The sequence below is a fragment of the Pseudomonas trivialis genome, from assembly GCF_001439805.1.
GTDB classification, from domain to species: domain Bacteria; phylum Pseudomonadota; class Gammaproteobacteria; order Pseudomonadales; family Pseudomonadaceae; genus Aquipseudomonas; species Aquipseudomonas trivialis.
The window spans coordinates 554605-578556 of the sequence record NZ_JYLK01000001.1 but is presented as its reverse complement, the minus strand read 5'-3'; the positions used below and the strand labels follow the sequence as shown (position 1 = coordinate 578556).

General features: G+C 59.3%; 25 protein-coding genes. 9 read left to right on the top strand and 16 right to left on the bottom strand.

What is annotated here, in order from left to right:
* Positions 1 to 20: 20 nt before the first annotated feature.
* Complete coding sequence (locus tag TU79_RS02680) at positions 21 to 758, bottom strand: substrate-binding periplasmic protein (protein WP_057006581.1); 738 nt, start codon at positions 756 to 758, stop codon at positions 21 to 23.
* Positions 759 to 958: 200 nt separating this feature from the next.
* On the opposite strand from TU79_RS02680, the gene TU79_RS02675 reads away from it, so the two are divergent.
* On the top strand, positions 959 to 1411 hold the full coding sequence (locus TU79_RS02675) for a GNAT family N-acetyltransferase (protein WP_057006580.1): 453 nt from the start codon (positions 959 to 961) through the stop codon (positions 1409 to 1411).
* 17 nt (positions 1412 to 1428) lie between these two features.
* Here the strand turns inward: TU79_RS02675 and TU79_RS02670 are convergent, their stop codons facing one another.
* Genes TU79_RS02670 through TU79_RS02660 form a run of 3 tightly spaced genes read right to left on the bottom strand, consistent with a single transcriptional unit; the run spans position 1429 to position 4392 of the window.
* Positions 1429 to 1725, bottom strand: coding sequence for a winged helix-turn-helix domain-containing protein (locus TU79_RS02670; protein WP_057006579.1), 297 nt, complete (start codon positions 1723 to 1725; stop codon positions 1429 to 1431).
* A 17-nt stretch (positions 1726 to 1742) separates the two neighbouring features.
* On the bottom strand, positions 1743 to 2243 hold the full coding sequence (locus TU79_RS02665; RefSeq protein ID WP_057006578.1) for a M48 metallopeptidase family protein: 501 nt from the start codon (positions 2241 to 2243) through the stop codon (positions 1743 to 1745).
* 43 nt (positions 2244 to 2286) lie between these two features.
* Positions 2287 to 4392 (bottom strand): putative bifunctional diguanylate cyclase/phosphodiesterase, encoded by a 2106-nt coding sequence (locus TU79_RS02660; protein ID WP_057006577.1) that lies wholly within the window; start codon positions 4390 to 4392, stop codon positions 2287 to 2289.
* A 307-nt stretch (positions 4393 to 4699) separates the two neighbouring features.
* Here TU79_RS02660 and TU79_RS02655 point away from each other — a divergent pair, with 307 nt between their 5' ends.
* Positions 4700 to 5365: a polysaccharide lyase family 7 protein gene (locus tag TU79_RS02655; RefSeq protein ID WP_057006576.1), complete on the top strand. Its 666-nt coding sequence runs from the start codon at positions 4700 to 4702 to the stop codon at positions 5363 to 5365.
* A 91-nt stretch (positions 5366 to 5456) separates the two neighbouring features.
* Here TU79_RS02655 and TU79_RS02650 read toward each other — a convergent pair whose 3' ends face one another.
* Positions 5457 to 5909 (bottom strand): hypothetical protein, encoded by a 453-nt coding sequence (locus TU79_RS02650; protein ID WP_057006575.1) that lies wholly within the window; start codon positions 5907 to 5909, stop codon positions 5457 to 5459.
* A gap of 176 nt (positions 5910 to 6085) precedes the next feature.
* Entirely contained in the window at positions 6086 to 6490 is a 405-nt protein-coding gene (locus tag TU79_RS02645) for a hypothetical protein (RefSeq protein WP_231986880.1), read from the bottom strand.
* 395 nt (positions 6491 to 6885) lie between these two features.
* On the opposite strand from TU79_RS02645, the gene TU79_RS25935 reads away from it, so the two are divergent.
* Positions 6886 to 7332: a hypothetical protein gene (locus tag TU79_RS25935; protein WP_139136738.1), complete on the top strand. Its 447-nt coding sequence runs from the start codon at positions 6886 to 6888 to the stop codon at positions 7330 to 7332.
* Between the two features lie 80 nt (positions 7333 to 7412).
* Here the strand turns inward: TU79_RS25935 and TU79_RS02640 are convergent, their stop codons facing one another.
* The 8 genes from TU79_RS02640 to tkt all read right to left on the bottom strand — a co-directional run bounded on the left by TU79_RS02640 (position 7413) and on the right by tkt (position 15168).
* Positions 7413 to 7865, bottom strand: a complete 453-nt coding sequence (locus TU79_RS02640) for a hypothetical protein (protein WP_057006574.1) — start codon at positions 7863 to 7865, stop codon at positions 7413 to 7415.
* 385 nt (positions 7866 to 8250) lie between these two features.
* Complete coding sequence (locus TU79_RS25930; protein ID WP_139136739.1) at positions 8251 to 8724, bottom strand: hypothetical protein; 474 nt, start codon at positions 8722 to 8724, stop codon at positions 8251 to 8253.
* 211 nt (positions 8725 to 8935) lie between these two features.
* Entirely contained in the window at positions 8936 to 10000 is a 1065-nt protein-coding gene (fba, locus tag TU79_RS02635; protein ID WP_003234513.1) for a class II fructose-bisphosphate aldolase, read from the bottom strand.
* A gap of 123 nt (positions 10001 to 10123) precedes the next feature.
* Positions 10124 to 10456 carry an MliC family protein gene (locus TU79_RS02630; RefSeq protein ID WP_057006573.1) on the bottom strand — a complete coding sequence of 111 codons (333 nt, stop codon included), beginning with the start codon at positions 10454 to 10456 and terminating at the stop codon, positions 10124 to 10126.
* A gap of 47 nt (positions 10457 to 10503) precedes the next feature.
* Positions 10504 to 10731 (bottom strand): hypothetical protein, encoded by a 228-nt coding sequence (locus tag TU79_RS02625; RefSeq protein ID WP_057006572.1) that lies wholly within the window; start codon positions 10729 to 10731, stop codon positions 10504 to 10506.
* Between the two features lie 32 nt (positions 10732 to 10763).
* Positions 10764 to 11927 (bottom strand): phosphoglycerate kinase, encoded by a 1164-nt coding sequence (locus TU79_RS02620; RefSeq protein ID WP_057006571.1) that lies wholly within the window; start codon positions 11925 to 11927, stop codon positions 10764 to 10766.
* Between the two features lie 17 nt (positions 11928 to 11944).
* A complete protein-coding gene (epd, locus tag TU79_RS02615; protein WP_057006570.1) occupies positions 11945 to 13003 on the bottom strand; it encodes an erythrose-4-phosphate dehydrogenase in 1059 nt (352 codons plus the stop codon).
* 167 nt (positions 13004 to 13170) lie between these two features.
* The gene (tkt, locus tag TU79_RS02610; RefSeq protein WP_057006569.1) at positions 13171 to 15168 is read right to left on the bottom strand and encodes a transketolase; all 1998 of its coding nucleotides are present in this window, start codon (positions 15166 to 15168) and stop codon (positions 13171 to 13173) included.
* A 237-nt stretch (positions 15169 to 15405) separates the two neighbouring features.
* On the opposite strand from tkt, the gene TU79_RS02605 reads away from it, so the two are divergent.
* The 5 genes from TU79_RS02605 to mltA all read left to right on the top strand — a co-directional run bounded on the left by TU79_RS02605 (position 15406) and on the right by mltA (position 21054).
* Positions 15406 to 16401, top strand: coding sequence for an ArsR/SmtB family transcription factor (locus tag TU79_RS02605; protein WP_057006568.1), 996 nt, complete (start codon positions 15406 to 15408; stop codon positions 16399 to 16401).
* Positions 16402 to 16420: 19 nt separating this feature from the next.
* Positions 16421 to 17611, top strand: a complete 1191-nt coding sequence (gene metK / locus TU79_RS02600) for a methionine adenosyltransferase (RefSeq protein ID WP_057006567.1) — start codon at positions 16421 to 16423, stop codon at positions 17609 to 17611.
* A 104-nt stretch (positions 17612 to 17715) separates the two neighbouring features.
* Positions 17716 to 19380 (top strand): NAD-dependent DNA ligase LigB, encoded by a 1665-nt coding sequence (ligB, locus tag TU79_RS02595; protein WP_057006566.1) that lies wholly within the window; start codon positions 17716 to 17718, stop codon positions 19378 to 19380.
* Positions 19381 to 19419: 39 nt separating this feature from the next.
* A complete protein-coding gene (locus tag TU79_RS02590) occupies positions 19420 to 19815 on the top strand; it encodes a DUF1090 domain-containing protein (protein ID WP_057006565.1) in 396 nt (131 codons plus the stop codon).
* Between the two features lie 42 nt (positions 19816 to 19857).
* The gene (gene mltA, locus TU79_RS02585) at positions 19858 to 21054 is read left to right on the top strand and encodes a murein transglycosylase A (RefSeq protein ID WP_057006564.1); all 1197 of its coding nucleotides are present in this window, start codon (positions 19858 to 19860) and stop codon (positions 21052 to 21054) included.
* A 107-nt stretch (positions 21055 to 21161) separates the two neighbouring features.
* Here mltA and TU79_RS02580 read toward each other — a convergent pair whose 3' ends face one another.
* A complete protein-coding gene (locus tag TU79_RS02580) occupies positions 21162 to 21548 on the bottom strand; it encodes an MAPEG family protein (RefSeq protein WP_057006563.1) in 387 nt (128 codons plus the stop codon).
* 194 nt (positions 21549 to 21742) lie between these two features.
* Here TU79_RS02580 and TU79_RS02575 point away from each other — a divergent pair, with 194 nt between their 5' ends.
* Positions 21743 to 23002, top strand: coding sequence for a cation:proton antiporter (locus tag TU79_RS02575; RefSeq protein ID WP_057006562.1), 1260 nt, complete (start codon positions 21743 to 21745; stop codon positions 23000 to 23002).
* Here TU79_RS02575 and TU79_RS02570 read toward each other — a convergent pair.
* Positions 22996 to 23883 (bottom strand): formate/nitrite transporter family protein, encoded by an 888-nt coding sequence (locus TU79_RS02570; protein WP_057006561.1) that lies wholly within the window; start codon positions 23881 to 23883, stop codon positions 22996 to 22998. The genes TU79_RS02575 and TU79_RS02570 overlap by 7 nt on opposite strands.
* Positions 23884 to 23952: the final 69 nt, after the last annotated feature.

Below are 23952 nucleotides of genomic sequence, written 5' to 3'. Positions count from 1 at the left end.
CCGATTGGCCCCCAAGAACATTACATCCCGTGCTGTTTCATCAACCGCGCATAACTGCCATCCGCCTTCATTCTGGCAATCTCGCGATCAAACCCCGCCACAATTTGCGCGTGCTCAGGGTTCTTCAGGCTCACCAGAATATGCAGGCTGTTTTCACTCAACGGCATGGGCAGAAACTCCACCGCATTGCGCACCCGAGCCGATTCCCGCGCCAGATAAAAGCGCGCCACGTATTCATCCTCCACCGTCAGCCGCACTCGCTCGGCCGCCAGCATGCGCACGGCCATGGCGAAGTTGTGCACCGGGATCTTCTGCAGTTGCGTGTCGGCATCAAACGCCGCCGAATAGGCGTAGCCGCGCACCACCGCGATGGGCGCCTCGTGCAGTTGCGCCAGGCTCTGGAACTCGATGGGGTCTTCGCGGCGCTTGATGAAGCGCACACGATTGAGCAGGTATTCGGCGGAAAACTGCCCCAACTGCGTGCGCGCCTCGTCATACCAGGCATTGATCAGCACGTCATAACGCCCATCGCCTACGCCCTTGAGTGCACGGGCCCAGGGCACCTGCTCGAAGTCACTGGCGTAACCGGCACGGGCCAGGGCAGTGCTGACGATATCGGTGGCCAGGCCACCATTGACCAGCGTGGCATCGGTAAACGGCGGCCATGCATCCGCAGCCAGGCGCAAGCGCTGCGCACACGCGGGCTGGGCCAGCAACAACACTCCAAATAAAGCAACGGCACGAGAGAATCGCGGCATGCTCAAAATCCTTGGCAGGCAGGCGGTGGCCTTGGCTCAGGGCAGTCCTGAGGCTGTAACAGTAGCTCAGATTACACACATTGACCGGCGGCATACCCAGACAAAGATGGCAATTTGAGCTCACTCACAAAAATAGCCCCTTTAGACACAGATACGCGCCGCGCTTACTATTGATCGCAGGTATTTATCGGAATTTCACCATGACAGTGGATTGGCTCTGCAAGCATCACACCGACCTGAGCAAGGACCAGTTGTACGCCATTCTGCGCCTGCGTTGCGACGTGTTCGTCGTTGAGCAGCAGTGCGTTTACCAGGACATCGACGGGCAGGATCTGGACGGTGACACCCATCATCTGATGGCCTGGAAAGACGATGAACTGGTGGCTTATCTGCGCCTGCTTGATCCGCAGCTGCAGGGTGGCGATGCGGTTATCGGCCGTGTGATCGTGGCGCCCTCGGCGCGCGGTACGGGGTTGGGGCACCAGATGATGGAGGAGGCACTCAGGCAGATTGGGCATATCTGGCCGGATACACCCATTTATCTATCAGCCCAGGCGCATTTGCAGGGCTATTACGGGCGGTATGGGTTTGTGGCAGAGGGAGAGCAGTATCTGGAGGATGGGATTCCACATAGGGGTATGCGGCGTGCTTGAGGGCGCTATCGGGAGCTTCAGGGATACCCCAACACCCGCTTGATCGACGCCAGATGTGCCTCGATCCACTGACGGTCTATCGCCCCCCAACTGCGAATCCGATACTGCCCCGCATGGTTGCGGGCGCCGTCTTCCTGCTCGAACGCACACACAATATCCAGGTCCGCCAACGCCGCAATCGTGTCCTGGGCAGTGCGGCGCGGCATGCCCGTCAACTCGGTCAACGCCGGCACGCTGCTGGCCTGCCCGCTGTCGATCAGGTAAGCCACGTACAAACGGCGGTAGAAGCTGCTCTTGGTCTTGCTCACGTCCATGGTCGGTCGCCTTGTGGTTAGGGCTTGCCCTGCAGGTCGCGCCAGGTGAGGTACACCCGCAGGTCGAATTCCACCTGATGGTAGCCCGGCATCATGTATTCACAGAGTTTGTAGAACGCCTTGTTGTGGTCCGATTCCTTGAAGTGCGCCAGCTCGTGCACCACGATCATGCGCAGAAACGCCGGCGCCGCCTCTTTGAATAACGCAGCGATGCGGATCTCCTTCTTGGACTTGAGGTTGCCGCCCTGCACCCGCGAAATGGTGGTGTGCAGGCCCAGGGCGCGGTGCGTGAGATCCAGACGGTTGTCGAACAGCACCTTGTCGATGGCCGGCGCATTGCGCAGGTGTTCCTGCTTCAGAGCCAGGGCGTACGCATACAGCGCCTTGTCGCTTTGCACGGCGTGGCGTCCGGGGTAGCGTTGCTCGAGGTAGGCGCTCAACTGATCGTTGGCGATCAATTGGCGGACTTGCTCCTGGAGGGGCGCAGGGTAGGCCTGGAGGTATTTCAGGGTAGTCATTGAGGTCTGCAACAGGCTTTGGATAAGCGCCAGTGTAGCGAATTCAACGTTGGCGGGCGCGTGCCCAGTCGACGACCTCGTCGGCCATCAAGGGCTTTGATGCCCATGCGCCCTGAATGAACCGGCAGCCATTGGCCTTGAGCCAATCGGCCTGCGCCTGGGTATCCACACCCTCGGCCACCACCAGCACGTCGAAATGCGCGCACAACTCGATAATGCTCCGGGCCATCGCTGCATCCCGCGCCGAATCCGGCAGCCGGGCGACCAATTGCGGGTCCAGCTTGAGGGTGTCGAACGCCAGGTCACGCAGATGGGCGAGTGAGCAGTTGCCCAAACCGAAGTCGTCCAGCGCAATCCGGATACCGATGCGACGCAATAGCTTGAGCTGTTTGATGGATTCTTCGAGGTTAATCATCAGACTGTCTTCGCTGATTTCCACCTCCAGCTGACGGCCCTGCAACCCATGTCGGTCAAGCACCTGCTGCAACTGGGTCGCCAGGTTGGGCATATTGAACTGACTTGCGCTCAGGCTCACGCTCAGCACCCGTTCACCGTCGAAACAGGTCTGCCAGGCCTGGCGTTGCGCGGCGACTTGCTGGTAAATCCAGGCGCTCAACTGGCTGATCAGCCGCGCCTCTTCCAACAGCGGCAGGAACAGCCCCGGCGGCACGTCGCCAACGCTGGGGTGCTGCCAGCGCAACAGCGCTTCGACGCCGCGCAAACAGCCATCGTCGAGGGACACCTGGGGCTGGTATACCAGGGTGAATTCCTTGTTGTGGATTGCCGTGCGCACGCTGTCTTCCAGCATCAGGCGCGAACGTGCGCGGCCGTTCATTTCCTGGTCGTAATAGCGATATTGCTGACGTCCTGCGCGCTTGGCTTCGTACATGGCAATGTCGGCCGCGCGCAGCAGGCCGTTCAGGTCAGAGCCACAATCGGGAAACGTGGCAATGCCGATGCTGACCCCGAGCATGACATCCAAACCGTCAACCTGATGACAAACAGATACTCGTTCGATCAGCTTCTCCGAGATCTTTGCCGCCTGCTCCGGGAACTCCAGCTCCAGCAACGCGGTGAATTCATCCCCGCCCATGCGCCCAAGCAGGTCGCACGAGCCCAGGCATGCCTTGATCTGCTCGGAGACCCAGCGCAGCACCCGGTCACCGGCATCATGGCCCAACGAATCGTTGACCCGCTTGAACCCGTCAAGGTCCAGGTACAGCAGCACCAACGACGCCTCACTGCGTTCGCCGCGCAGCAGAAGGCTGTCCACCGCCTGTTGGAAGCCGCGACGGTTCAACAGCCCGGTCAACGGGTCGGTCACGGCCTGAAACTCAAGTTGCTGATGCAGGTGACGCACTTCGGACATGTCCAGCACCGTCACCACCATGGCCTTCTGCTCGACGGGCAGGCGCGCGCAGGACAGCGCCACCGGCACCTGCTGGCCTCGGCTGGTTCGCAGGATAGCGTCGTGCAGGCGCCAGGTTTCGCCGCTGCGGTAACCAGCGTACATCTGCGAATCGAGCCAGGCCGGCACATGGGGCTTTTGCAGGAAGCGCAGAAACTCCTGGCCCTGCAGCTCATCCGTGGTGGCGTTGAGCAGACGCGAGATCGCCGGGTTGGCGTACTGGATCACGCCGTCCTCGCCGACCACCAGAATGCCTTCGGCGGCATTGTCGAGCACCGAGGCATTGAACGCGCGGGCCAGCTCCAGATCATGGCTCAGGCGCTGCAAGGCGCGGCGGTTGCGCTGGTGGTCGAGCAACGCCTGGACTTTGGGCTTGAGGATAAGCGGATCGAAGGGCTTGAACAGGTAGTCGATGGCACCGCTGGCATAGCCTTCCAGCACCGAGGCCGGAGACTGCGCGTTGGCACTCAGGAAAATGATCGGCGTCATGCAGGTGCGTTGGCTGCCGCGCATCAGCCGGGCGACTTCAAAGCCGTCCATGCCGGGCATCTTCACGTCCAGCAAGACCAAATCGACGTCATGCTCCAACAACAGCCCCAGCGCCTGCACACCGGAGTCGGCGGTTATCACCTGCCAGTCGTCATGCTGCAACAGGGCGCGCATGCCAATGAGGTTTTCCGGGTAATCATCGACCACCAGAAGAACCGAACTGTCATCGCGGTGGTGTGGAGCGCATTCCATGCTACGTCTCTTCCTTAGGAACTGACCCGGTCACTTCCGACAGAAAACCCGGACAAATACTGAGGCCTCACTCTAGCCTTGGAACCTGCAAATCAGAAGTGACGCAGGTGCCATCATTGCGCCAAAGCCGGGGAAGCCGACTAACGGTCGAGCGCTACACGCCACGGGGTACGGGAACATGGCTTTTTGGTATTCCTTTGACGCCAGAAATTTGCCACAAAATAATTAACAACCTGGTGAGTTCCGCCTATAAATAACCCTGGAGCCCTCGGGCTAAAGCCTTCTCTTTCTTCAAAAGGCCAACACCATGATCGACCTTTCCACCTGGAACCTGAGCATTCCGGTCGGCTCGCCCCCCTCGACCATTGACACCCCCAAGCTGATGAACGGCTTCAAGGACCAGTACTTTCAGGCTGAAGGCAGCAACGTGCAATTCTGGACACCGGTAACCGGCACGCGCACCGACAATGCCATCTACCCCCGCAGCGAACTGCGCGAAACCTACGCCGACGGCCGCCTGCGCAATTGGAATTATCCCGACGCCGACAACTTCCTGCGCGCCACCCTGGAAGTGAACCAGGTCCCCTCCAGCGGCAAGGTGGTGATCGGTCAGATCCACGCCTATGACAGCCAGAAACCGCTGATCAAGCTGGAATATCAGTTCAAGGAAAAAACCCAGAGCGGCAACATCGTCGCCAAAGTGCGCATGCGCCCGGATGACGGCGAAAGCCGTGTGATCACCGTCGCCACCAATGTGCCGATGAACAAGAGCTTTACCTACGTCATCAACCTCAACAAGGCCGGGCTGCTGAGCGTCGAGGCTGCAGACGGGCAATGGAACGAGCGCATCGGCGCGGCATGGGGGGCGAAGCCTTTGTACTTCAAGGCGGGGGTATATGTGCAGGACAACAGCGGAGACAGCAAGGAAGGTGCGCGGGTGACCTTTGCCAAGCTGGATATTGATCACGAATGAACTGATTGGACTCTTGCGACGCTGAACACTCGCCTCCGTGAGCGCCGGACGTGCCCGGCGCTCACGCGGCGCAGCTTCACGAAACCAACCACTATGGCGTCACCAACGTTATTTGCTTTGGCTGAAAAAGATAAACCGTATTGGCCGAAATGGAAGTAAAGGAAGTGTTAATCTCAATATCGCCAGGCCCAAGGGTATTCATTGAGGGTATACCCACGACGACCATCAGACTCACCGGGTTGGTGCCAGGATGTACCGTATATACATAATTAAAGACCGCCGCAGGATTGCCCGTCGTTATATTTTCAATATCAACGTTCCACCTATCGCCTGCCTGTGGCTTAATGGGCAATACACTGACAGGCACCTTTAAACCAAAGCCGCCATAACCCTGAAACATCGTATAGGGTTTGTTATATTTGGTGTAGGCCACATTTGAAGTGTTTGTCGGATCAAAACCCACTTGATCTTCAAGCTTATCGACAAAAAAGTCCGAATAGTAGGCCTCGGGTTCTATCGAAAGAATTTTAAATTTAAATGGCATAACGCACCTCACCTTGCGACAGGCCCAAGATCATACCCATTGAAAACAATCATATTAGCCTTGCGATGAAAGGCAACTGTCAACCTTGACAGTTGACAGTTCCAACCCGTTGTCTACCAGCAAGGAAGGCGCATGAGCCGTGAGTTCTTCGCCAGTACGCGTGCGCCTCTGTCATGTTATTCATTACACATCAGCATAAAGCCCATCGAAGAATCCCCCGCCGGTTTGTTATCACCCACCTTGAGGGTCAGAACGTTGACGTAATTGATAGCGGGAATACTGCCTAACTTGGCGTGACCATAGAAAATGTGATCATTGGAACTGACGTCAGTAACCGACACCGTGCAGAAGCGCGGCTTGTCTTCAAAAGTACCGGGGATAAATCTGACGTTGTAATCTGAAAAGTAATCGGGTTGGGCGGTCAACTTCACCGCCTTTATCCACTGCGGTGATTGCGTGATAATCGTGCCATCTTTATCGATAGACGCAGTATATATCTGATTTTTTGCGAATAGGGGCGCAGCCGTCCCCATCGCCAGCAATGTCATAATTACGCCAGCAGCTCTAATAAATTTCATCATCCATTTTCCTTTATTGAATAGGGGGAGGCACGTTTGTCAGCAGCCACGTTAAACCATCCGAACCGAATAAGATTAACTTTTCAAAGACAGACAGCCAAAATAGAAATTACTGAAGGCTATGAGGATTTAACTTACAAAAGCAATCGAATACCCAGGCGACTCCGTTGCATCACGAGTCATGCACAAGGAAAGAGCGCCCTCTCACTTAGCGGCATTGCGATATAAGAGCTGAGTCACTATATCCAATCAATATAACCACCTGTCAACTCTGACAGTTGTTTCGTTCGCGAGAATACCGCAATCTATTCACGCATCCAGGACAAAGGCACGCGACGTCAGCGCCTTTGAATAGTGTATGGATAACGCTTTTTCACTTTCACCTTGAGGTCATCATCATGTCAACCCCTCTCCCTCCACCCACCGTCATCTTACCGGCATTGATATCAACTGAATTTGATCCGCCAGGCACCCCAGGACCAAACGGTTTCATTATGCCTCCCGGTGTTTACCTGCATACGCCGCCTTTTAATTACAACAGAGGTACAGCCTTTATTTTTCAAAGCAATTCAATGATCGTTCCAGGGAGCACGCTCACGGTAGAAGCTGAATGTTTCATGAGTGCAAATGGCCAACCCATACTCCCTCAACCCATTATATCCTTTGCCGCGGTGCCTCTATTAAATGGCACAGCAACGAAGTTTTTTCTGCCTTATCAGGACAACGGGAAAAACATCAAAGGATTTAGTATCGACCCCGTCTACGACATATACGGTACCGTTAAAGATGCCGCAGGCAATCCATATGGCTTTCTCAGATCGATATACGCTTGCTGGAATTTTTAAACATCAACTTTTAACCACGACGACAACGATGGAAAGCGCCTCGCCCAAGCCTCGAGTGGCTTACTGCACAGAGGCGCCAACTACAGCAACTCCAGAAGCACCTGCCGCTCCTGAAGAAAATAGATTGTATTAGTGGACATTGACGTGTATGAAGAAGTTATTTCAATTGTACCCAAGCCCAATAAAGCCATATTAGGCACCGACACGAACATATATAAGCTCGGCACCTTTCGCGCAACATTGACCGTTCTTGAATCCGAAAAAAAAGCCGAAATCTCATTCGTCTCGATATTCTGGATATTCACTTCCCACTTGTCGCCATTCTTTGGTACAAACGGCAATGCGCTGTAGAGCAACTCTAAACTCATGCCATACGAATAGGCATACTTTTCATACGTCATATTGGGCTTAGTGTAAGTAGCGTGTGGCGGATTCTCGGAATAAAAAACGATTTCATTCTCGAGCTTATGCTGAAACCCATCTGAACAGTAGGCATCAGGCTCTACCGCAAGTATTCTATATCTGAACGCCATCACGCACCTCATAAATTGGTTAATCTACGGACATGCTTCAAACATCATCATAGAAGCCTTACCTTGCAAAACAACTGTCAACATTAACAGTTGACACGCCATTAAACAGAGATATACAAATGCATTCTGACCTTGAACAACCAAAACAGTAAGCTCGCCAACACACTACCACTCGACAAAAACCCAACAAAAAAGCCCACATTGCTGCGGGCTTCTTTTTTAAATACTTGAGATTCAGCTCACCTTGACGCTCAACTCACAGGCCAACACTGGATAGTTATCAAGTCGAACGGAGCGCTCAGCACAACCTTAACTACACTAACCTCTTCCATAAGGCACAGGCGCGTCCAGCGCTAACGCTTGCAGCTTGTTTCTTATCAAAAAACTACGAGACTATTAAATTAATACTTATTGGCTGAAAGATATAGATCGTGCTAGCAGAGTACGACGTAAAATTACAATTGATTTCAATGACACCTGCACCGAGCGCTTTAATCGATGACGCACTTAAAAAATTACGCGCCTCCTGTTTATCGTCAGCATCAATCGCGCGTGTAAAATTATAGACCTCCGCGGGATTATTCGTCGTGACATTCATAATATCAACCGTCCATGCATCACCTACGCTGGGTATAACAGGCAATACACTGAAAGGCATCACTAACCCCATACCACCTAAATACCTGACTACAACATCGGGATTATTACTTTGAGTCATTGCAGCGTTCGATGTGTTTTCAGGATCAAAATCCATTCCATCTACGAGTTTGCTTGTATAAAAAGCCGAATCGTATACGTCAAGCGATCCCGAAAGAATCTTATATTTTAATTTCATCGTACGCCTCACATAGTTACTCATTCAACGCCGCCTGTTGAACAACAATCATAGAAGCCCAGCCATTGAAAACAACTGCCGACCTTGACAGTTGACAAACCAAGTAAAAAGCACGCCAACGCCTGCAGATAGTTTTATTAATCAAAACAGCCCGTTCGCATCACTGTGCCGCCTGATCAAATTTTTCACACAAAAAAGCCCGCATCGCTGCGGGCTTTTTTTCAATCGCCGAGACTCAGTTGACCTTAGCGTTCAACTCACCCTTCAAATACCGCTGATACATTGCTTCCAACGAAATCGGCTTGATCTTCGAAGCATTACCGGCCGTACCAAACGCTTCATAACGCGCAATGCACACATCACGCATCGCCGTCACGGTCGCACCGAAGAACTTGCGGGGGTCGAACTCGCTCGGGTTGGTAGCCATCAGGCGACGCATTGCACCGGTGGAGGCCAGGCGCAGGTCGGTGTCGATGTTGACCTTGCGCACGCCGTGCTTGATCCCTTCGACAATTTCTTCAACCGGCACGCCGTAGGTTTCTTTGATGTCGCCGCCATACTGATTGATGATCGCCAGCCACTCCTGCGGCACGGAGGAAGAACCGTGCATCACCAGGTGGGTATTGGGGATGCGCTTGTGGATTTCCTTGATGCGGTCGATGGCCAGCACGTCGCCGGTAGGCGGCTTGGTGAACTTGTAGGCGCCGTGGCTGGTGCCGATGGCGATGGCCAAGGCATCGACCTGGGTCTTTTTCACGAAGTCAGCGGCTTCTTCCGGATCGGTCAGCATCTGGCTGTGGTCCAGCACGCCTTCGGCGCCGATGCCGTCTTCTTCGCCGGCCATGCCGGTTTCAAGCGAACCCAGGCAACCCAGCTCGCCTTCAACCGAAACGCCGCAGGCGTGAGCCATGGCCACGGTTTGCTGGGTGACGCGTACGTTGTACTCGTAGTCAGTGGGGGTCTTGCCGTCTTCGCCAAGGGAGCCGTCCATCATGACCGAGCTGAAGCCCAATTGGATGGAGCGCTGGCACACGTCAGGGCTGGTGCCGTGGTCCTGGTGCATGCACACCGGGATGTGCGGGAATTCTTCGATGGCGGCGAGGATCAGGTGACGCAGAAACGGCGCACCGGCGTATTTGCGGGCACCGGCCGACGCCTGGACGATCACGGGGGAGTCGGTCTTGTCAGCGGCTTCCATGATGGCGCGCATCTGCTCAAGGTTGTTGACGTTAAAGGCTGGGACGCCGTAGCCGAACTCGGCTGCGTGGTCCAGCATTTGACGCATGCTGATAAGTGCCATTGTGTTGTCTCTCCCGGTAGAGGGTCGTTAATCGTGCAAGCCTGCCGTAGCGGCGGCTGCTATTCAAGTTATTGCAGATCAAGAGGTTAAGCCTGGCCTGCTGAATCGTTATAGCTGTCGGATTCAGTTGGCTTTGCAGCCCCTTCCGATCAAATCATCGGTGGCCACCCAGTAAACCAGGCCTTCCTCACCCTTGATGTGAAACGCCAACTGGTCATTGCTATACAGCACTCCCGAGGCGGCAACGTCCTGCTTGAGACGATAAACCTGGTCCGAACCGCCGAGGCGCACATCCACTTCAGAGCGCGCCGCATTGGCAAAGCGCCAGTTGACCTCGGCCTTGCTGTCGCAGGTCCAGGTAGTCCACTTGTCAGCAGGCTCAGCCTTGCTGAACATGTTCATGCTGCTGCAACCGGCCAACAGGGCCAGTGCCGCCAGGGCGAAAACACCTTTCATTGCCAATCCTCGCAGGGCGGCCAACGGCCGCCAGTTGATCAGACCCGTCAAGGGCAACCCTGTTCCTGACCGTTGGGCGCGACGTCGTATTGCTCCAGCCGTTCGTTGCCGATGCGCTTGTTGATCACCGGCATGGTTTCGGCTTGCCAGTCGGCCTGATAGCAGCTCTTGTTCTGCGGCGCCGCTGCCTTCTCGGGCGCAGGCGGCGCGCTGGGCGTGCTGCCACAGCCGGCCAGCAGGCCCGCTGCGATCACTCCAGCCAACAACTTGATCATGGGAATGCTCCTTTTCCGGATCATGGCGGGCCTCAGCCCTTGGCCCGGGTTTCCAGCACTTCAACGGCCGGCAGGACTTTGCCCTCGACGAACTCGAGGAACGCGCCGCCACCGGTAGAAATGTAGGAGATCTGATCAGCAACGCCATATTTATCGATGGCCGCCAGGGTGTCGCCACCGCCAGCGATGGAGAATGCCGAGCTTTCAGCGATGGCCTTGGCCAGCACTTGGGTGCCGTTGCCGAACTGGTCGAATTCAAACACGCCGACCGGGCCGTTCCACAGAATGGTGCGGGACGCCTTCAACAGTTCAGCGAAGTTGGCTGCGGTTTGCGGGCCGATATCCAGAATCATGTCGTCATCGGCCACATCGGCGATGAGTTTGACCGTGGCCTCGGCGCCTTCGGCGAACTCTTTGGCAACGACCACGTCGACCGGCAACGGCACGCTGACCTTGGCGGCAATGGCACGGGCAGTGTCCAGCAAGTCCGGCTCGTACAGGGACTTGCCCACCGGGTGACCGGCGGCGGCCAGGAAAGTGTTGGCAATGCCGCCGCCGACGATCAGCTGGTTGCAGATCTGGCTGAGGCTGTTGAGTACATCCAGCTTGGTGGACACCTTGGAGCCGGCGACGATGGCGGCCATCGGTTGTGCCGGTGCGCCCAGGGCCTTGCCCAGTGCGTCCAGTTCAGCGGCCAGCAACGGGCCAGCAGCGGCAACCTTGGCGAACCTGGCCACGCCGTGGGTCGACCCTTCGGCGCGGTGCGCGGTGCCGAAGGCGTCCATCACGAACACGTCGCACAGCGCCGCGTATTGCCGGGCCAGTTCGTCGCTGTTCTTTTTCTCGCCCTTGTTGAAGCGCACGTTTTCGAACAGCACGATGTCGCCGGCTTTAACGTCGACACCGTCGAGGTAGTCGGCCACCAGCGGCACATCACGACCCAAGGCCTTGCTCAGGTATTGCGCCACGGGCTTGAGGCTGTTTTCAGCCGAGAACTCACCTTCGGTCGGCCGCCCCAGGTGGGAGCAGACCATTACGGCCGCGCCTTTTTCCAGGGCCAGCTTGATGGTCGGCAGCGAGGCCAGGATTCGCGCATCGCTGGTGACCACACCGTCCTTGACGGGGACGTTGAGGTCTTCGCGAATCAGTACGCGCTTACCTTGCAGATCGAGGTCGGTCATCTTCAACACGGTCATGGGTCGCAGTTCCTGAGTTACTGTTGAGGTTGTTGGGGTGAGGCCACTTGCAGGTAGTGCTGGGCAACGTCGAGCATGCGGTTGGCAAAGCCCCATTCGTTATCGAACCAGGCCAGGATGTTCACCAGCCGGGGGCCGGAGACGCGGGTCTGGCTGGCGTCGACAATTGCCGAGTGCGGGTCGTGGTTGAAATCACAACTGGCGTGGGGCAACTCGGTGTAGGCCAGCAAGCCTTTGAGCGGGCCGCGAGTGGCGGCGTCGCGCAGTATCCGGTTGACCTCCGCGGCATCGGTGTCGCTGATGCTCTGCAGGGTGATGTCCAGGCAAGACACGTTCACCGTCGGCACCCGTACGGCTTTGGCCTGGATTCGCCCGGCAAGTTCCGGCAGCAATCGCTCGATGCCACGGGCCAGGCCGGTGGACACCGGGATCACCGACTGGAATGCCGAGCGCGTACGGCGCAAGTCTTCATGATGATAGGCATCGATCACCGGCTGGTCGTTCATCGCCGAGTGAATGGTGGTGATCGACACGTAATCGATGCCGATCGAGCGATCCAGCAGGCGCAACAGCGGCACGCTGCAGTTGGTGGTGCAGGACGCGTTGGACACCAGCAGCTCGGCGCCGGTCAGGCAGTCCTGGTTGATGCCGTAGACGATGGTGGCGTCGACATCCGACTCGCTGGCCATCGGCTGGGAAAACAGCACACGCGGCGCGCCGGCGTCGAGAAAACGCTGGCCGTCGGCGCGGGTGTTATAGACACCGGAACACTCCAGCACCAGGTCGACGCCCAATGCCGTCCAGTCGATGCCTTCGGGGGTGGCGCTGCGCAGTACCTGCACGCAGTTGCCATTGATATGCAGACAGTCGTCTTCAACCCGCACTTCGCCTGGAAAGCGGCCGTGGGTGGAGTCAAAGCGTGTCAGGTATTCGATGCTGGCCATGTCGGCCAGATCGTTGATCGCGACAATCTCGAACCCGGCTGCCGCCCCTCGCTCGAACAGCGCACGCAAGACGCAACGGCCAATGCGGCCGTAGCCGTTGAGTGCAACTTTATAGGGACGCGGTTGGGGCATGGGGTTCTCGATCAACTTGGGTGAAGGGGTGAATGTGCCGCCGCCTTCGCGAGCAAGCCCGCTCCCACATTTTGATCGGGTTCACACAGTTGGAATTGTGAACCCATTCAAGTGTGGGAGCGGGCTTGCTCGCGAAGAGGTCAGCACAGCCACCTCAATCTACAGCCTTAGTCTTCCAGCAGCTCTTCAGCCTGACCCAGGATGTTTTCCAGGGTAAAACCGAACGCTTCGAACAACGCTGGCGCCGGCGCCGACTCACCGTAGGTGGTCATGCCGATCACTCGGCCTTCCAGGCCCACGTACTTGTACCAGTAGTCGGCGTGTGCCGCTTCAACGGCGATACGCGCGCTGACCTGCAACGGCAATACCGATTGCTTGTAGCCAGCGTCCTGGGCTTCGAACACGCTGGTGCACGGCATGGACACAACACGTACGTTGCGGCCTTGCGCGGTCAGCTTGTCGTAGGCCTGCACTGTCAGCCCCACTTCGGAACCGGTGGAGATCAGGATCAGCTCCGGCTCGCCGATGCAGTCCTTGAGCACGTAGCCGCCACGGCTGATGTCGGCGATCTGCGCGTCCGTACGCACCTGATGCTGCAGGTTCTGACGCGAGAAGATGAGTGCCGAAGGGCCGTCCTTGCGCTCGATGGCATGCTTCCAGGCCACCGCGGATTCCACCGCGTCGGCCGGGCGCCAGCAATCCAGGTTCGGCGTGGTGCGCAGGCTGGTCAGTTGCTCGACCGGCTGGTGCGTCGGACCGTCTTCGCCCAGACCGATGGAGTCGTGGGTGTACACATGGATCACGCGCTTCTTCATCAGCGCAGCCATACGCACAGCGTTGCGCGCGTATTCCATGAACATCAGGAAGGTCGCGCCGTATGGCACCAGGCCGCCGTGCAGGGACACGCCGTTCATGATGGCGCTCATGCCAAACTCGCGCACGCCGTAGTACATGTAGTTGCCGCTGGCGTCTTCGGCCGACACACCTTTGCAGCCTTTCCACAGGGTCAGGTTGGAACCGGCCAGGTCGGCCGAACCGCCGAGGATCTCGGGCAGCAGCGGACCAAAGGCGTTCAGGGTGTTCTGGCTGGCTTTACGGCTGGCGATGGTCTCGCCCTTGGCCGCGACTTCGGCGATGTAGGCCGAGGCTTTTTCCGAGAAGTCGGCCGGCAGATCACCGGCCAGGCGACGTACCAGCTCGTTGGCGAGTTCCGGGAACTCAGCGGAGTAGGCCGCAAAACGCTGGTCCCACTCGGCTTCAGCCGCCAGGCCTTTTTCCCTGGCGTCCCATTCAGCGGCGATATCGGCCGGAATTTCGAACGGGCCGTAGTTCCACTTCAGCGCTTCGCGGGTCAGGGCGATTTCCGCGTCACCCAGCGGGGCACCGTGGCAGTCTTCCTTGCCCTGCTTGTTCGGCGAGCCGAAACCGATGGTGGTTTTGCAGCAGATCAGGGTCGGTTGCACGCTCTTGCGCGCGGTGTCGATGGCGGTCTTGATCTCTTCCGGATCGTGGCCGTCGACGTTGCGGATCACTTGCCAGTTGTAGGCTTCGAAACGCTTCGGGGTGTCATCGGTGAACCAGCCTTCGACTTCGCCGTCGATGGAGATGCCGTTGTCATCGTAGAAAGCGATCAGCTTGCCCAGGCCCAGCGTACCGGCCAAGGAAGCGACTTCGTGGGAAATGCCTTCCATCATGCAGCCATCACCCAGAAACACGTAGGTGTGGTGGTCGACAATGTTGTGGCCAGGACGATTGAATTGCGCGCCCAGGACTTTTTCAGCCAGCGCGAAACCCACTGCGTTGGCCAGGCCCTGGCCCAGGGGACCGGTGGTGGTCTCGACGCCTGGGGTGTAGCCGAATTCCGGGTGACCCGGCGTGCGGCTGTGCAGCTGGCGGAAGCTCTTGAGGTCGTCGATGGTGACGTCGTAGCCCGTCAGATGCAGCAGCGAGTAGATCAGCATCGAGCCGTGGCCGTTGGACAGCACGAAGCGGTCGCGGTCGGCGAAGGAGGGATTGCTCGGGTTGTGTTTCAGGTAATCACGCCAAAGAACTTCGGCGATATCCGCCATGCCCATCGGGGCACCGGGATGGCCGCTGTTGGCTTTTTGCACGGCATCCATGCTGAGGGCACGAATGGCGTTGGCACGCTCACGACGGCTGGGCATCGCTGATCTCCTGGAGTTTGCATAAAAGAAACGGAAAAAAGGACCGGCATTTTCCCTCAGCCACCGCCTGCGGGCAATGACAGATAGTGACTTGAGGGTGTTTTTCCTGCGGTTTGAGCGGGTTGGCGCGTCCAAAGATTATAGCGGCTGCTTATAACCACCGATTATCGACCAATATCAAAACTTTTTGATATTGGCCTTGCGGACACCCCAACCCGTCACTAGACTGCTGGCCTTATGAACCTACCCATGCCCTCCCTGCGTCCTGACGACGGCGATGAACTGGCAGCCTTATGCAAGGCCGCTGGTGATCCGTTGCGTTTGAACGTATTGCGCGCATTGACCAACGATTCCTTTGGCGTATTGGAGCTGGCGCAGATCTTCGCCATCGGCCAGTCCGGCATGAGCCACCACTTGAAGGTCCTGGCCCAGGCCGACCTGGTGGCCACCCGCCGCGAAGGCAACGCGATCTTTTACCGTCGCGCGCTGCCGCACACCGATCTGCTGGGCGGCAAGCTGCACGCTGCGCTGCTTGAAGAAGTCGACAACCTGAACCTCCCCGGCGAGGTGCAATCGCGCATCAGCCTCGTCCACGGGCAACGTGCCGCCGCCAGTCAGGACTTTTTCGCACGGGTTGCCGAGAAGTTTCGCGCTCAGCAAGACCTGATCGCCGGCCTGCCCCAATACCGCGACAGCGTACTGGCGCTGCTGGACAAGCTGAGCTTCAGTGATGAAGCCACGGCAGTGGAAGTCGGCCCGGGCGATGGCGGTTTCCTGCCGGAACTGGCGCGGCGTTTTCACCAGGTCACCGCGCTGGACAACAGCCCGGCGATGCTCGAACTCGCGCGCCAGCTCTGCGAGCGTGAAGCTCTGGGCAACGTCCATCTGCAGTTGGCGGACGCGCTTAATCACAACAGTCTGCAAGCCGACTGCGTGGTGCTGAATATGGTGCTGCACCATTTCGCCGCACCCGCCGACGCCCTCAAGCAGATGGCGAATTTGCTGCACCCCGGCGGTAGCCTGCTGGTAACAGATTTATGCAGCCACAACCAGAATTGGGCCAGGGAGGCCTGCGGTGATCTCTGGTTGGGTTTTGAACAGGACGATCTGGCCCGTTGGGCCACCGCTGCGGGACTCGTTCCCGGGGAAAGCCTCTATGTAGGTTTACGTAATGGTTTCCAGATCCAGGTCCGCCATTTTCAGCGACCGGCTGGCGACACTCACCATCGGTAAATATCAGGAAATCATCGAGATGAGCGAATACTCCCTTTTCACCTCCGAGTCCGTGTCCGAAGGGCATCCGGACAAAATCGCCGACCAGATTTCCGATGCGGTGCTGGACGCCATCATTGCTGAAGACAAATTCGCCCGCGTGGCCTGCGAAACGCTGGTGAAAACCGGTGTAGCGATCATCGCCGGTGAAGTGACCACCACCGCCTGGGTCGACCTGGAGCAGATCGTTCGTGACGTGATCACCGACATTGGCTACAACAGCTCCGACGTCGGCTTCGACGGCGCCACCTGCGGCGTAATGAACATCATCGGCAAGCAGTCTCCGGACATCAACCAGGGTGTGGACCGCGCCAAGCCGGAAGACCAGGGCGCCGGCGACCAGGGCCTGATGTTCGGCTACGCCAGCAATGAAACCGACGTGCTGATGCCGGCGCCGATCACCTTCTCGCACCAGTTGGTGCAGCGTCAGGCCGAAGCACGCAAATCCGGCGTGCTGCCGTGGCTGCGCCCGGATGCCAAGTCCCAGGTGACCTGCCGTTACGAAGGCGGCAAAGTCGTGGGTATCGACGCCGTTGTACTGTCGACCCAGCACAATCCGGACGTTTCCTACGCCGACCTGCGCGAAGGCGTGATGGAGCTGATCGTCAAGCACGTGCTGCCGGCCGAGTTGCTGAGCAAGGACACCCAGTTCCACATCAACCCGACCGGCCAGTTCATCATCGGCGGCCCGGTGGGTGACTGCGGCCTCACCGGGCGCAAGATCATCGTCGACAGCTACGGTGGCATGGCCCGTCACGGCGGCGGCGCGTTCTCGGGCAAAGACCCGTCCAAGGTTGACCGCTCGGCGGCTTACGCCGGTCGTTACGTGGCCAAGAACATCGTGGCCGCCGGCCTGGCCGAGCGCTGCGAGATTCAGGTGTCCTACGCTATCGGCGTCGCCCAGCCTACGTCGATCTCGCTGAATACCTTCGGCACCGGCAAGATCAGCGACGACAAGATCGTCAAGCTGGTGCGCGAGATCTTCGACCTGCGCCCGTACGCAATCACCACCATGCTTGACCTGCTGCACCCGATGTACCAGGAAACCGCGGCCTACGGCCACTTCGGCCGCACGCCTGCACAGAAGACCGTCGGCGACGACACCTTCACCACCTTCACCTGGGAAAAAACCGACCGCGCCAACGACCTGCGCACCACCGCCGGCCTGTAACTTCGGCAAGCGGAAATACCCGGTAAAAAGCCCCGCCCTGTCGGGGCTTTTTTGTGGCCGGGGGAATCATTTAGGCTGAGCCCCCTTTTCGAGCAAGGATGCTCATGATGCGTCTGGCGATTGTTCTCTTACTCTGTACCCTGGCCTGCCGAACATGGGCCCAGGACTGCCCCCCACAAGCGCAAACGCAGGTTGGCACCCTGGCTGAACAGATCCGATTGTGGGACGACAGCTACCACCGACTCGGTCAGTCGCCCGTCAGCGATGAACTCTATGACCAGGCCCGCCAACGTCTGGCCAACTGGCGCCAGTGTGTCCCACAGACCACCACGGTCGCTGATCAGCCCTTGGCCAGCGCACGGGGAACGTTGCGCCACCCGGTCGCCCATACCGGCCTGGAAAAGCTCGCCGACGAAGCGGCCGTCGGCGTCTGGCTGGGCAGCCGGCATGACGTGTGGGTCCAGCCCAAGGTCGACGGCGTCGCGGTTACGTTGCTGTACCGCAAAGGCCGCTTGACGCAGGTGATCAGTCGCGGCGATGGCCAGTTTGGCCAGGACTGGTCCGTGTCTGCGCGCAGGATTTCCGGCATTGTCCAGCAACTGCCGGAGCCCCTCGATCTGGTGCTGCAGGGCGAACTCTACTGGCGCCTTGATGACCACGTGCAATCGGCGCAGGGCGGGCTCAACAATCGCAGCAAGGTGGCCGGCCTGATGAACCGCCGACAGCTGAGCGACGCAGAGGCCGCCGGCATCGGCCTGTTTGTCTGGGCCTGGCCGGAAGGCCCGCCCTCCTTCGTCGAGCGCCTGGCCATCCTTGATCGTTTGGGCTTCAGCGATACCCGGCGCTACAGCCAGCCCATCCAGAACCTCACCGAAGCAGCACGCTGGCGCGCCCATTGGTACAACCAGCCCCTGCCCTTCGCCAGCGACGGCGTGGTGCTGCACCAGGCTCAGCGCGCACCCGCCGAGCGCTGGAAAACCAGCCCGCCTTACTGGGCGGCCGCCTGGAAATACCCGACGGCCAAAGCCCTGGCGCTGGTGCGTGACGTCCAGTTCAAGATCGGTCGCACCGGGCGCATCACACCCATACTGGAGCTGGAGCCGGTGCGGCTGGACGACCGGCAGATCAGCCGGGTGAGTGCCGGCTCGCTGAAACGCTGGCACGCCCTGGACATCCGCCCTGGCGACCAGGTATCGATCGCACTGGCCGGCCAGATCATCCCGCACCTGGACCAGGTCATCCTGCGCAGTACGCACAGGGAGGACATGGCCGTCCCCGACCCGCGTCAGTATCACGCCTTGAGTTGCTGGCAACTGGACCCGGGGTGCGATGAGCAGTTACTCGCACGCCTGACCTGGCTGAGTAGTAGCCAGGGGCTTGCATTGCCCCATATGGGCCGTGAAACCTGGAGCCTGTTGATCGAGGCAGGTCTGATCGCCAACCTGCTCGATTGGTTGACCCTGGATGCGACAGAGCTTGCTAACATTGACGGCTTCGGTGATCGCAGCCGCGCACGAGTAATTGAAAGCCTGCACAGCGCCCGGCAACGGCCGTTCGCACAATGGCTCAAAGCCTTGGGTGTACCGCCTGCGGCACGCAACAATCTGGAAGGCGATTGGCAGACGCTGGTCGCCAGAGACCACCAGGCCTGGCTCGCCATCGATGGCATCGGCCCGGGTCGCGCGGCGCAACTGAGCGCTTTTTTTCGCGACCCGCACGTACTGAGCCTGGCTGAAACACTACGCGTGGCCGGTATTGACGGGTTTTGAACCCTGCCCGCCCCTTCGATTGCGACCCTGGAGTAATACATGAAATTTCTAGCCCCTTTCGCGCTGTTTACCGTCGCCAGTTTCATGACCATGCCGCTGCTGGCCGCTGAAGAAGCTGCCCCACTCACCGGCTGCGCCGCCAAGCGCCAGGCCATCAGCACCCAGATCGAGCAGGCCAGGGCCCAGGGCAACGGCGCACAGCAGGCCGGCCTGGAAAAAGCCTTGAGTGAAGTCACCGCCAACTGCACCGACGCATCCCTGAAAAAGGAGCGTGAAAACAAGGTGCTCGACGCCAAGCACGAAGTCAGCCGCCGGCAGGCCGACCTCGACAAGGCGATGAAAAAGGGCGACGCCGACAAGATCAACAAGCGCAAGGACAAGCTCGCCCAGTCGCGCAAGGAGTTGCAGGACGCGGTGGAAGAGCTCGACCAATAACCGCCGCCCGTGATCGCCAAATCGTTTTCAGGAAGTGCATGCATGAATGTCACCGTTAAACCCTGGGGCCGCCGCCTGGCGTGGGCCCTGCCGATGATCGCGCTGCTGGCCGGCTGCGACATGGGCAAAGACACCGGCAACGTCGCCGTTGAACCGGAGCCTGCCAAGCCCCACGCCATCGCCACGTATGTCGGCGCGCCGTGGGAAGCCTTGCCGGCCGTGTCCGACAGCGACCTGCTGGCCGGGTTCGAGTCCTGGCGCAGCGCCTGCCAACGCCTCAAGGCCGACCCGGTATGGGGCACGACCTGCGCCGCAGCGGCCAGCGTGCCCGCCAATGCCGTGGCAGTACGCGGTTTTCTCAAGGAGCGTCTGGACGTGTTCGGCCTGCGCTCGGCGGACGACAGCGCGAACGGCTTGATCACCGGCTATTACGAGCCGGTCTACCCCGGCAGCCTGACCGAAACCGCCAGCGCCCACGTGCCGGTGTACGGCGTGCCGGACGACCTGATCATCGTCAACCTGGCGAGCATCTACCCCGAACTCAAAGGCAAACGCCTGCGCGGGCGCCTCGAAGGCCGCGTACTCAAGCCCTATGACGATGCGGCCACCGTCAACAGCCAAGGCTCCACGGCCAAGCCGATTGCCTGGCTGACCAACCCCATGGACCTGCAATTCCTGCAGATTCAGGGTTCCGGGCGCATTCAACTGGCCGATGGGCGCCAACTGCGCGTCGGTTATGGCGACCAGAACGGCTATCCCTACCGTCCGATTGGACGTTGGCTGGTGGAACAAGGCGAGCTGAAAAAAGAAGACGTGACCATGGGCGCCATCAGCGCCTGGGCCAAGGCGAACCCGCAACGCATTCCCGAACTGCTGGCGAGCAATCCCAGCTACGTCTTCTTCAGCGCCCGCCCCGACAGCAACGAAGGCCCACGTGGCTCGCTCAATGTACCCCTGACCGCCGGCTACAGCGTGGCGGTGGACCGCAAGGTCATCCCGCTGGGCAGCCTGCTGTGGCTGTCCACCACCAAACCGGACGGCTCCCCCATCGCACGGCCGGTGGCCGCGCAGGACACAGGAGGCGCGATCACCGGCGAGGTGCGTGCGGATCTGTTCTGGGGCACCGGCGAAGCGGCGGGTGAATTGGCAGGGAGCATGAAGCAGCAGGGACAAATCTGGATGCTCTGGCCCAAGGGCGTAGCGTTGCCGCATGTACCGGATGCGCCGACCGGGACCTGACAACGCGATCGCCCAGCAAACTGAGGTTTTGTGGAGAGCGGGTCTGTTGTGGCAAGCCCGCTCGCCACAGATCAGCCCCGCCAAGACAGGCAGGTTTGCATCAGGCCTCAGATCGAGACGAAGAAGAAACTCGCAATCAGCGCCATGCCCACTACCCACACCAGCGAACGCAGCATCGCCCAGTCCGCCAGGTAGCAAATGATGTACAGCAGGCGACTGGTGATAAACAGCACCGCCAGTACATTGATGGTCACCAGTTCGGCCGTGCCGGCCAGGTGCGCGATAATCACCGCCGCGGCGAACGCCGGGGTCACTTCAAAGCTGTTGAGTTGCGCACTGTGGGCGCGCTTGGCAAACCCATCGAGGGTTTCCAGGTAGGCGCGAGGGTCGTGGTTCTGCCGTGGGCCGAACTTGCCGCCGCTGAACTTGGCCACCCCCGTGCACAGGTAAGGCAAAAAAATCGCAATCAATACACACCAGAACGCTACCGTCATCACTGAATTCCTTTTGTCGTTTTATGCAGCGATTAGACTTCTAGCACTAAAAACGCCCAATCGCACCTAATCGCTTAGGTGCCATGGCACGCAGAAAGGTTCTATCGCGCTTTCGCCCCAACGGCCTGCAACATCACGTTGATATTGCGGTCCATGCCCCATCAATCACGTTGCCTCTTTTCCAAGGACCCCGGATGCTTGAACTTGTCGCCGCCTTCATTTGCCTCACTACCCTGCTCACCTACGTGAACTACCGGTTCATCGGCCTGCCGCCCACCATCGGCGTGATGGTCACTGCGCTGCTGTTTTCCCTGATTCTGCAGGGTTTGAGCTTTCTCGGCTTTCCTGGCCTGGAGGAACGCATCCAGCAGCTCATCGGCCAGATCGACTTCGGCGACCTGCTGATGAACTGGATGCTCTCGTTCCTGCTGTTCGCCGGCGCCCTGCACGTCAACCTCAACGACCTGCGCAGCTACCGCTGGCCCATCGGCCTGCTGGCGACCTTCGGCGTGCTGATCGCCACCGTGGTGATCGGCAGCCTGGCGTACTACATCTTTGCGCTGTTCGGCTGGCACGTCAGCTTCCTGTACTGCCTGCTGTTCGGCGCGTTGATTTCGCCCACCGACCCGATTGCGGTGCTGGGCGTATTGCGTACCGCCAACGCCTCGAAACCGCTGAAGACCACCATCGTCGGCGAGTCGCTGTTCAACGACGGCACGGCGGTGGTGGTGTTTACCGTGCTGCTGGGCATCGCGCAGCTGGGAGAAACCCCCACTGTCGGCGCCACCGCGATGCTGTTCGCCCATGAGGCGATTGGCGGCGTGGTGTTCGGCGGGCTGATCGGCTACCTCGTGTACCTGATGATCAAGAGCATCGAGCAGCACCAGATCGAAGTGATGCTGACCCTGGCGCTGGTGATCGGCGGCTCGGCGATGGCGTCCGAATTGCACGTCAGCGCGCCGATTGCGATGGTGGTGGCGGGCCTGATCATCGGCAACCTGGGGCGCAAGCTGGCCATGAACGACATGACCCGGCGCTACCTGGACGGCTTCTGGGAATTGCTCGACGACATGCTCAATGCGCTGCTGTTTGCGCTGATCGGCATGGAACTGCTGCTGTTGCCGTTCAACTGGCTGCACGTGTTCGCGGCCAGTTTGCTGGCGGTGGCCATTCTGCTCTCGCGCCTGCTCACCGTGGCGCCAGCAATCCTGCTGTTGCGGCGCTGGCGCACGGTGCCGCGCGGCACCATTCGCATCCTCACCTGGGGCGGTCTGCGCGGCGGCGTTTCGGTGGCATTGGCCCTGGCATTGCCGTTGGGCCCGGAACGCGACCTGCTGCTGAGCATCACCTACATCGTCGTGCTGTCGTCGATCCTGCTGCAGGGGTTGAGTATCGGCAAACTGGTCAAGCGCGTGACCCGGGGCGAACCCGAGGCCACGCCCGACGCTCACTGATCCTGCTTGACCTGCTGCGGATGCCTGGGGTCCGCAGCCTGTTTGCCGGGCAGGCTGCCTTCGCTGCGGATCTGCGCATGGCTGATCAAGGCAAAGATAAAACTGCCGCCGATGATATTGCCCGCCAGGGTCGGCCCGGCGAACACCAGCCAGAAGTCGTGCCACGACAGCTCGCCGGCGAACACCAGGTAGGACACTTCCGCCGAGCCAACAACGATGTGGGTGAAGTCGCCCAGCGCCATCAGGTAGGTGATGAGGATGATGATCCACATCTTGGCGCTTTCCATCGACGGGATCATCCACACCATGGTGGCGATCATCCAGCCCGAGACAATGCCCTTGGCAAACATCTGGCCGGCGTCGTTTTCCATGATCTTGCGCCCGATCTCGAGGAAGGCCATGTCGGTCTTGGCGTCGAAGATCGGCAGGTGCAACATCACGTAAGCCACCAGCAAGGTGCCGCACAGGTTGCCCACCAGCACCACCGACCACAGGCGCAACAGCCGGCCGACATTGGCCAGGGTTGGCTTGCTCATTACCGGCAGCACAGCGGTCAGGGTGTTTTCGGTAAAGAGCTGCTGGCGCGCAAGGATCACCGCCAGGAAGCCTGCGCAATAACCGAAGCTGGCGATGACCTTGAAGGCCTCGCCGTCTGGCAGGCGTGAATTGAGCAATCCCATGGCCATCAGCGACAGGCCCATGGTCAGCCCGGCAGCCAGTGCCGACCACCACAGTGCGGCGACGTTGCGCTCCAGTTCCTGATCGCCCTGGGTGCGAATGATTTCGTGCAGCACCGCCGCGCGGGGCGGCTGGTTCTCGTCTACGTCCTGCTGCTCTTCCTGCGACAGGTTGGGAGTCTTGCCGTCTGCTTGCGTGGCCATGGTGATACCTGAACGGGGGGGCGATGTTCAGGTACGACCTATGGCCAATCAATAGCGTTCACTGGCCCC